The following is a 9218-nucleotide window of genomic DNA, read 5'->3' as shown; positions in this document are numbered from 1 at the left end:
CCGGGCGAGCTCGCCCGAACTGGTGGGAGCATCATGACCATCGCACCCGAGGCGGCCGAAAAGGACGAGACTCCGGTCCCGGAGGGACACGTCAAGCTCACCATCGACGGTGAGGAGGTCATCGCCCCCAAGGGCGAGCTGTTGATCCGCACCGCGGAGCGGCTGGGCACCGTCATCCCGAGGTTCTGCGACCATCCGCTGCTCGACCCGGCCGGTGCCTGCCGGCAGTGTCTGGTCGAGGTGGAGATGAACGGGCGGCCGATGCCCAAGCCGCAGGCGTCGTGCACGATGACCGTGGCCGACGGCATGGTCGTGAAGACACAGCTGACCTCGCCCGTGGCGGACAAGGCGCAGCAGGGTGTGATGGAGCTGTTGCTCATCAACCACCCACTGGACTGTCCGATCTGTGACAAGGGCGGCGAGTGCCCGCTGCAGAACCAGGCGATGGCGCACGGGCGGGCGGAGTCGCGGTTCGTCGATCGCAAGCGGACGTTCCCGAAACCTTTGTCGATCTCGACGCAGGTGCTGCTGGACCGCGAACGGTGTGTGCTGTGCCAGCGATGCACCCGGTTCTCGTCGCAGATCGCGGGTGACCCGTTCATCGATTTGATGGAGCGTGGAGCGCAGCAGCAGATCGGGACGTCGGAGACCGCGGACGTGCACGGGGACGGGTCCGGCGCGGGAACTCCGTTCCAGTCCTACTTCTCCGGTAACACCATTCAGATCTGTCCGGTGGGTGCGCTGACCAGCGCGCAGTACCGGTTCCGGTCGCGACCGTTTGACCTGGTGTCTTCGCCGAGCGTGTGCGAGCACTGCTCGGTGGGCTGCTCGATGCGCACCGACTTCCGCCGCGGCAAGGTGATGCGTCGCCTCGCGGGCGACGATCCGGAGGTCAACGAGGAGTGGCTCTGCGACAAGGGCCGCTTCGCCTTCCGCTACGCCGAAGCGGCCGACCGCGTCCGCCACCCGCTGGTGCGCAACCCCGAGACGGGGGAGTTGGAGCAGGCCTCGTGGACACAGGCGCTGCGGGTGGCGGCCGAGGGCCTGACGAAGGCGCGTGACGGTCACGGCGTCGGTGTGCTGCCCGGTGGCAGGCTGACGGTCGAGGACGCCTACGCCTACAGCAAGTTCGCCAGGGTGGCGCTGCGTACCAACGACATTGACTTCCGGGCTCGGGCGCATTCGCCGGAGGAACTCGACTTCCTCGCCTCACACGTCGTGGGCACGACTCCCGACACCGGTGTCACGATGCGTCAGTTGGAGGACGCGCCGTTGGTGTTGTGCGTGGCCTTCGAACCGGAGGAGGAGGCCCCCGTGCTCTTCCTCCGGCTGCGTAAGGGTGCGCGCGACAAGGGCACCAAGGTGGTCCACATCGGTCAGTGGACCACGCCGGCTGTGCGCAAGACGTTCGGTGAGTTGCTGGCCTGTGCACCGGGTGCCGAGGCCGGGGCGGTCGACGCGCTGGCGGAACACGCTCCGGACGTCGACGAGCAGTTGCGGGCCGAGGGGTCCGTGGTCCTCGTCGGTGAACGTGCCGCGGAGATTCCCGGACTGTTCTCGGCGCTGCACCGCCTGTCCGAACGCACGGGCGCACCGATCGCCTGGGTGCCGCGCAGGGCCGGTGAGCGCGGTGCCGTCGAGGTGGGCGCGTTGCCGACGTTGTTGCCGGGCGGAGCGTCCGTGAGCGACGCCGACGCCCGTGCCGCATTGGAACGTGTGTGGCGCCTCGACGCCGGGTCGCTGCCCGCTGCGCCGGGCCGGGACCTGACCGGCATCCTCCGGGCCGCCCGCGACGGCGACCTCGACGGCCTGGTCGTCGGTGGTGTCCAGGTGGCCGACCTGCCCGACCCGGAGTTGGCGCGGGAAGCGCTGAGCAGGTGCGGTTTCCTGGTGAGCCTCGAACTGCGCCACAGCGAGGTCACCGAACACGCCGACGTGGTGTTGCCGATCGCTCCCGTGGACGAGAAGTCGGGCAGCTTCCTCACGTGGGAGGGCCGCAGGCGGGAATTCTCGGTGACCCTCGACGGCACCGGTGCTCTGTCCGACTGTCGCGTGCTGGACACCCTCGGCGTCGAGATGGACGCCGACCTGTTCACCCAGACTCCCGCGGCCGCGGCGGGTGACTTGGACAGGGTCACGGAGCAGATCACCTCCGCCTCGTGGCACGTCGCCCCCGACATGCCCAGTGCCGACACGCCGGCGGTGGAGCAGGGTCAGGCGCTGCTCGCGACGTGGCGTCAGCTGATCGACGACAGTGCCCTGGCGGTCGACGAACCGCATCTCGCGGGCACGGCCCGTCGCGTGGTGGCCCGGATCTCGAAGGCCACGGCGGCCTCTCTCGGCGAGCCGAGCGCGGTGACCGTGTCCACCGACCGGGGTTCGGTGACGCTGCCCGTGGAAACCGCCGACCTTCCCGACGACGTGGTGTGGCTGCCGGGCAATTCCCCGGGATCGACGCTGCGCACCACGCTCGGCGTGGGCCACGGCGCCGTGGTCTCGATCGCTGCCGGAGGTGAACGGTGACCTCAGCGACCTCGATGGTGCACTTCCTCGCCCAGGAGCAGGAGCCGATGACGAGGGCGGAGCTGCTGGCGGACGACCCGTTGTGGTTGATCCTGCTCAAGGCGGTCGTCGTCCTGCTGATCGGTCCGCTGCTGACCGTGTTCATGATCGTGTGGGAACGGAAGGTCCTCGGCCGGATGCAGAACCGGCCGGGTCCCAACCGGGTCGGTCCCAACGGCTGGTTCCAGTCCCTTGCCGACGCGATCAAACTGCCGTTCAAGGAACAGGTCATTCCCGACACGGCCGACCGCAAGATCTACTTCCTGGCACCGATGATCGTGGCGGTTCCCGCGATGATCGGGCTCGCGGCCATTCCGTTCGGTCCCGAAGTGACGATCTTCGGCGAGCGCACGGTGTTGCAGCTGATCGAGTTGCCGGTCAGCGTGCTGCTGATCCTCGCGGGCGCGTCCATCGGTGTGTACGGCATCGTGCTCGCCGGCTGGGCGTCCGGTTCGCCGTATCCGCTGCTGGGCGGTCTGCGGTCGGCGGCCCAGGTGATCTCCTACGAGATCGCGATGGGACTGTCGATCGTCGGCGTGGCGCTGTACGCGCAGTCGCTGTCCACGGGCGAGATCGTGGCGGCCCAGGAACACGGCTGGTACTTCTACCTGCTGTTGCCGAGCTTCGTGATCTACTTGATCTCGATGGTCGGTGAGACCAACCGCGCGCCGTTCGACCTGCCCGAGGCGGAGTCGGAGCTGGTCGGTGGTTTCCACACCGAGTACAGCTCGATGAAGTTCGCGATGTTCTTCCTCGCCGAGTACTGCAACATGGTCATCGTCTCGGCGTTCGCGACCACCCTGTTCCTCGGCGGTTGGATGTTCCCGTTCGTGGGTCTCGACTCGCCGCTGAACCAGGGCTGGTGGCCGTTGCTGTGGTTCTTCGGCAAGACGTTCCTTCTGCTGTTCGGCTTCATCTGGTTGCGCGGCACATTGCCGAGGTTCCGCTACGACCAGTTCATGAAGCTCGGCTGGAAGGTGCTCATCCCGGTCGCGTTGCTCTGGGTGATGGTGATCTCCGCGATCCGGGCCATCCGCACCGACGGCACCGTCTCCACCGAACAGATCCTCATCGTCGGCGCCATCGTGATCGCGGTCCTGGTGCTGCTCACGTTGTTGTTGCCGGAGAAGGAAGTCCCCGAGGACGAGGATTCCGTGCCGCTCACCGGAGGCGGCTACCCGGTGCCGCCCCTGGACCTCACGGTGCCCACGACGACACCTCGGCAGAGGGCGCTGCGGGCGAAACAGAAATCCCGGAAGTCCGTGGAGTCCCAGCAATCCGAGCAGGCCGCACCGGCGTCGGTCAGCTCAGGTAAGGAGGCAACCGATGGGGATCTTTGATCCCATCAAAGGCTTCGGTGTCACCTTCGCGACGATGTTCAAGAAGGTGGCGACGGAGGAGTACCCCGAGATCGGAGCGCCTGCCGCGCCGCGCTATCACGGCCGCCACCAGCTCAACCGGCACCCGGACGGGCTGGAAAAGTGCGTCGGCTGTGAACTGTGCGCGTGGGCGTGTCCCGCGGATGCCATCTTCGTCGAAGGCGGGGACAACACCGAGGAGGCGCGCTACTCGCCGGGCGAGCGGTACGGCAAGGACTACCAGATCAACTATCTGCGCTGCATCGGTTGTGGTCTGTGCGTGGAAGCCTGCCCGACCCGCTCCCTGACGATGATCAACTTCTACGAGATCGCCGACGACGACCGGCAGAAGCTGATCTACACCAAGGAGGACCTACTCGCGCCGCTGCTGCCGGGGATGGAGGAACCGCCCCACCCGATGCGGCTCGGTGACAACGAGCAGGACTACTACGTCAAGGGCCCGGAACTGGCCCGGCAGCGCGGTGTGCCCTCCGACGAGTCGGCCGAGACGTCCGAAGAGAAGGCAGTGTGATGGCCGTGATGGCCGGAATAGCCGGAATGACCGGGAGGACGGCAGTGGACACGCTGGTGCTCGCGCAGGCCGACGCCGGAGCGACCGTGTCCACCGGCGAGGCGATCGCGTTCTGGATCCTCGGACCGCTCGCCCTGGCCGGTGCGTTGGGCATGGTGTTCGCCCGCAACGCTGTGCACTCGGCGCTGTGGCTTGTGCTAACGATGCTTTCGCTCGGGATGCTGTACCTGGCGCAGCAGGCACAGTTCCTCGGCTTCACCCAGGTCATCGTCTACACCGGCGCGATCATGATGTTGTTCCTGTTCGTGTTGATGTTGGTGGGTCGGGAATCGTCCGATTCGGTGGTCGAAGTGCTACGAGGCCACCGGCTGATGGCCGGCCTCGTCGGGGTGGGGGTCGCCGGACTGTTGGCGGCTGCGCTGACCCGCGCCATCGCCGACGTCACCCCGGCCCCGCCGCTCGACCCGTGGAGCGCGGACGGCGGTGGTGCCGGTGGGCTCGGCCGCCTCATCTTCACCGACTACCTGTTCCCGTTCGAGCTGACCGCCGCGCTGCTGATCACGGCGGCGATGGCGGGGATGGTGCTGTCGTTCACCACGCGCCACACCAAGGGCGGCAAGCGCAGCCAACGCGAACTCGTCATCGCGCGGTTCCGCGGCGAGTACGAGCGGCCGTCGCCGAAGCCGGGCCCCGGTGTGTTCGCCACCTCCAGTTCGGTGGCCACACCCGCCCTGTTGCCCGACGGTTCGGTGGCGCCCGAATCGCTGTCCGAGCTCATCGAGTCCACACCGACCGCCAAGCTGCAGACGCACCGCGAACAGGTGGACGGTGGCACCCCGAAGCCGGAATCGCGGACGCTCGTCGGGTCCGACGGCGCGAGCCTGGACGACGCGATCGGCGTACGTTCCAACGAGGGGGAGGATTCGTGACCCCGACGTACTACCTGCTGTTGTCGGCGTTGCTGTTCACGATCGGCGCCGTCGGTGTCCTCGTGCGTCGCAACGCTGTCGTGGTGTTCATGTGCATCGAACTCATGCTCAACGCCGTGAACCTGTCGCTGGTGACGTTCTCGCGCATCAACGGCTCGATCGACGGACAGGTGATGGCGTTCTTCGTGATGGTCGTGGCCGCGGCGGAGGTCGTCGTTGGGCTGGCGATCATCATGTCGATCTTCCGGACCCGCCGTTCGGCCTCGATCGACGACACCAACCTGCTGAAGTACTAGCCTCCAACCACAGGGAACTACCTTGATCGCATCATCGTGGCTGCTGGTCGCGCTTCCCGCGCTCGGCGCCCTCATCCTGTTGGTCGGTGGTAACCGCACCAACGCGTGGGGGCACCTACTGGGCTGCGCGACGGTCATCGCGTCGTTCGTCTACGGCTTGGCGCTGTTCTTCAGCGAGTCGCTGTCCGAGGCCGCTGACACGACGGTCTACTCGTGGATCCCCGTCGAGTCGCTGCAAGTCGATTTCGGACTGCGGATCGACCCGTTGTCGGTGACGTTCGTCCTGCTGATCACGGGTGTGGGCGCGCTGATCCACATCTACTCGATCGGATACATGTCGAACGACGCCGACCGCCGTCGGTTCTTCGGCTACCTCAACCTGTTCGTCGCCGCGATGCTGGTGCTGGTGCTCGGCAACAGCTTCGTGATGCTGTACCTGGGTTGGGAGGGCGTCGGTCTGGCCTCGTACCTGCTCATCGGCTGGTACCAGGATCGTCCCGCGGCGGCCACCGCCGCCAAGAAGGCGTTCCTCATGAACCGTGTCGGTGACGTGGGGCTCGCGCTGGCGATCTTCTTGATGTTCAAGTACATCGGCAGCACGAGCTACTCCGAGGTGTTCGCCGGGATCGGCGACCTGTCGCCCGCTGTGATCACCGCGATCGCGTTGCTGCTGTTGCTGGGTGCGTGCGGCAAGTCGGGTCAGTTCCCGCTCCAGGCGTGGTTGCCCGACGCGATGGAGGGCCCGACCCCGGTGTCGGCCCTGATCCACGCCGCCACGATGGTCACCGCGGGCGTGTACCTCATCGCCCGTGCTTCGCCGATCTACAACCTCACCGAGGACGGGCGGCTGGTCGTCACGATCGTCGGTGCGTTCACGTTGCTGTTGGGCGCGATCATCGGCTGCGCCTACGACGACATCAAGAAGGTGCTCGCCTACTCGACCGTGAGCCAGATCGGTTACATGATGCTCGCCGTCGGCCTCGGCCCGGTCGGGTACGCGCTCGGTATCGCCCACCTGCTCACGCACGGCTTCTTCAAGGCCGGCCTGTTCCTCGGCGCCGGCTCGGTCATGCACGCCATGAACGACGAAGTCGACATGCGCAAGTTCGGCGGGCTGGCGAAGAAGATGCCGATCACGGCCGCCACGTTCGGCCTCGGCTACCTGGCGATCATCGGTTTCCCGTTCCTGTCCGGTTTCTGGACCAAGGACGCCATCATCGAGGCCGCGTTCGGCCAGGAGGGTTGGCGAGGCTGGGTGTTCGGTGGTGCGGCGTTGCTCGCCGCGGGCATCACCGGCTTCTACATGACCCGACTGGTGCTGCTGACGTTCTTCGGTGAGGAACGGTGGCGCAAGACCACGTCGGCGGACGGTCGGGCGTTCCAGCCGCACGAGTCCCCGGCGGTGATGACCGTGCCGATGATCGTGCTCTCGGTCGGCTCCGTCGCGGCCGGTTTCCTGCTCATGTCGGGCGACACGCTCGCCGAGTTCCTCGTGCCCTCGGTGGGCACGCTCGTCGAGTCGGAGCACGGCGTGTTGCCGCACGCGTTGGTGCCGTGGCTGACCGTGGGACTGTCCGCGCTCGGTGTGCTGCTGGCGTGGGCGCTGTTCGGCAAGAAGCCGACCCCCGTCGAGCGGCCGGAGAACGTGGCCTGGCCCGTGCGGGCCGCGCGTAAGGACCTGTACGGCAACGCGCTGAACGAGGCGCTGGTCGCCAGGCCCGGCCTGTGGCTCACTCGCTTCGCGGTGTTCCTGGACAACCGGGGCGTCGACGGCGCGGTGAACGGACTCGCCGCCGCACTCGGTGGAGGGTCGAGCCGGCTGCGCCGAATGCAGACCGGATTCGTGCGGTCGTACGCACTGTCGATGCTCGGCGGGTCGTTCCTGCTCGTCGCCGCACTGTTGTTGGTGAGGTTCTCATGAGTTGGCTCGTTGCCCTGATCCTGCTGCCGCTCGTCGGCGCCCTCGTGGTGGCCGGGCTGCGCGACAACGACCGGGCGGCAACACTGGTGGCGCTGGCCGTGGCCGTGGTGGAGCTGTTGCTGGTCGTGCCCACATGGTTGGCCTACGACCCCGGCGGTGAGCGCCTCCAGCAGGTCACGTCGTTCGACTGGATCCCGGCGCTGGGCGTGCACGTCTCGTTCGGCATCGACGGCATCGCGCTCATCATGATTGCCGTGACCGCACTGCTGGTGCCGGTGGTGATCGGCGCGCTGAACTCCACGGACAAACTGCCCGAAGGGCGTTCGGCCGGTGGGTTCCTGTCGTTGATCCTGGTGCAGGAGGCATTGACGATCGCCGTGTTCGCGGCGACCGACGTGTTCCTGTTCTACGTACTGTTCGAGATCATGCTCGTGCCGATGTACTTCCTCATCGGCTTCTACGGCGGGCCGAAGCGGCAGTACGCGGCGGTCAAGTTCTTCCTCTACTCGTTCCTCGGCGGGCTCATCATGCTGGCTTCGGCCATCGGGGCCTACTCGTTGGCCGTCGACGAGTTGGGTGAGGGCACGTTCGACTGGGCCACGCTGGTCGCGGTGGTCAGCGATGCCCCGGTGAACACGCAGATCTGGCTGTTCCTCGGGTTCTTCCTCGCGTTCGCGATTAAGGCTCCGCTCGTGCCGTTCCACACGTGGCTGCCCGACGCGGCGGGGCAGGCTCCGATCGCCGTCACGGTGCTTCTGGTCGGTGTGCTTGACAAGGTGGGTACGTTCGGCTTCCTGCGGTACAGCCTGCCGATGTTCCCCGATGCCAGTGCGCAGCTCGCGCCACTGGTGCTGACGCTCGCCGTGCTGGGTGTGATCTACGGGTCGATCCTCGCGGCGGGACAGCAGGACATGAAGCGCTTCGTCGCTTACGTGTCGATCGCCCACTTCGGATTCATCGCGCTGGGCATCTTCGCGTTCACGCCGCAGGCCACGGTGGGCTCGGCGACGTACATGCTCAACCACAGCCTCGCCACGGGCATGCTGATCCTGGTGTTGGGGATCGTCGCCGCGCGCGGCGGCTCGACCCGGATCTCCGACTACGGCGGCATGTTCAAGATGACGCCGATCCTCGGCGGCATGCTGTTGCTGGGCGGTATGTCGACGCTGTCCCTGCCGGGTACGAACTCGTTCATCAGTGAGTTCCTGGTGCTGTTGGGCGCGTTCGATTCCCGCCCGGTCTTTGCGATCATCGCCACGGTGGGTCTGGTACTCGCCGCGGCTTACGTGCTGTGGCTGTACCAGCGGATCATGACCGGGCCGGTGCGGGGCGCCGCACTCGTCGACGTGTCGGACGCCCCCGCGCCGTCGGAAGGCATCTCGACCAACGGCGGTGGCGGGGGAACCTCGGAAGGCGGCACGGCGACGGCCGTCGCTCCCGAGAAGACCGAGACCGCGACCCGCAAGACCATCCGTGACCTGTCCGGCAAGGAAATCGCGGTGCTCGCACCGCTCGTCGTGTTGATCATTGGCCTCGGGTTCTATCCGCAGCCGGTGCTCGACACGGTGACGCCATCGGTGGAAGCGACACTGCAAGCGGTGCAGGAAAGGTAATCCCAGC

At 66.9% G+C, this 9218-nt stretch carries 7 protein-coding genes; all 7 read left to right on the top strand.

Features of this window, described 5'->3' with window-relative positions; genetic code table 11:
• Window positions 1-33: 33 nt before the first annotated feature.
• The 7 genes from M7H19_RS14905 to M7H19_RS14875 are packed head-to-tail and all read left to right on the top strand — an operon-like array spanning window position 34 to window position 9211.
• Window positions 34-2523, top strand: a complete 2490-nt coding sequence (locus M7H19_RS14905; protein ID WP_298181815.1) for an NADH-quinone oxidoreductase subunit G — start codon at window positions 34-36, stop codon at window positions 2521-2523.
• A gap of 14 nt (window positions 2524-2537) precedes the next feature.
• Window positions 2538-3902: an NADH-quinone oxidoreductase subunit NuoH gene (gene nuoH / locus M7H19_RS14900; protein WP_298181820.1), complete on the top strand. Its 1365-nt coding sequence runs from the start codon at window positions 2538-2540 to the stop codon at window positions 3900-3902.
• On the top strand, window positions 3889-4452 hold the full coding sequence (gene nuoI / locus M7H19_RS14895) for an NADH-quinone oxidoreductase subunit NuoI (RefSeq protein ID WP_298181813.1): 564 nt from the start codon (window positions 3889-3891) through the stop codon (window positions 4450-4452). The genes nuoH and nuoI overlap by 14 nt, the downstream gene beginning before the upstream one ends.
• A gap of 26 nt (window positions 4453-4478) precedes the next feature.
• The gene (locus tag M7H19_RS14890) at window positions 4479-5381 is read left to right on the top strand and encodes an NADH-quinone oxidoreductase subunit J (RefSeq protein WP_298181810.1); all 903 of its coding nucleotides are present in this window, start codon (window positions 4479-4481) and stop codon (window positions 5379-5381) included.
• The gene (nuoK, locus tag M7H19_RS14885) at window positions 5378-5677 is read left to right on the top strand and encodes an NADH-quinone oxidoreductase subunit NuoK (protein WP_012795840.1); all 300 of its coding nucleotides are present in this window, start codon (window positions 5378-5380) and stop codon (window positions 5675-5677) included. The genes M7H19_RS14890 and nuoK overlap by 4 nt, the downstream gene beginning before the upstream one ends.
• 22 nt (window positions 5678-5699) lie before the next feature.
• A complete protein-coding gene (nuoL, locus tag M7H19_RS14880) occupies window positions 5700-7598 on the top strand; it encodes an NADH-quinone oxidoreductase subunit L (RefSeq protein ID WP_298181807.1) in 1899 nt (632 codons plus the stop codon).
• Complete coding sequence (locus M7H19_RS14875) at window positions 7595-9211, top strand: NADH-quinone oxidoreductase subunit M (protein WP_298181806.1); 1617 nt, start codon at window positions 7595-7597, stop codon at window positions 9209-9211. Before nuoL ends, M7H19_RS14875 begins: the two co-directional genes overlap by 4 nt.
• The last annotated feature ends 7 nt before the right edge of the window (window positions 9212-9218 follow it).

Origin of the sequence: Saccharomonospora sp. (assembly GCF_027317685.1) — a bacterium.
Lineage (GTDB): Bacteria > Actinomycetota > Actinomycetes > Mycobacteriales > Pseudonocardiaceae > Saccharomonospora.
The sequence above is the reverse complement of the archived record's forward strand: the minus strand, read 5'-3'. Positions and strand labels throughout refer to the sequence as shown.

Coding starts and splice junctions, on each gene's coding strand:
- nuoH (WP_298181820.1), top strand. CDS start 2,538: ATGGTGCACTTCCTCGCCCAGGAGCAGGAGCCGATGACGAGGGCGGAG.
- M7H19_RS14875 (WP_298181806.1), top strand. CDS start 7,595: ATGAGTTGGCTCGTTGCCCTGATCCTGCTGCCGCTCGTCGGCGCCCTC.
- M7H19_RS14890 (WP_298181810.1), top strand. CDS start 4,479: ATGACCGGGAGGACGGCAGTGGACACGCTGGTGCTCGCGCAGGCCGAC.
- M7H19_RS14905 (WP_298181815.1), top strand. CDS start 34: ATGACCATCGCACCCGAGGCGGCCGAAAAGGACGAGACTCCGGTCCCG.
- nuoI (WP_298181813.1), top strand. CDS start 3,889: ATGGGGATCTTTGATCCCATCAAAGGCTTCGGTGTCACCTTCGCGACG.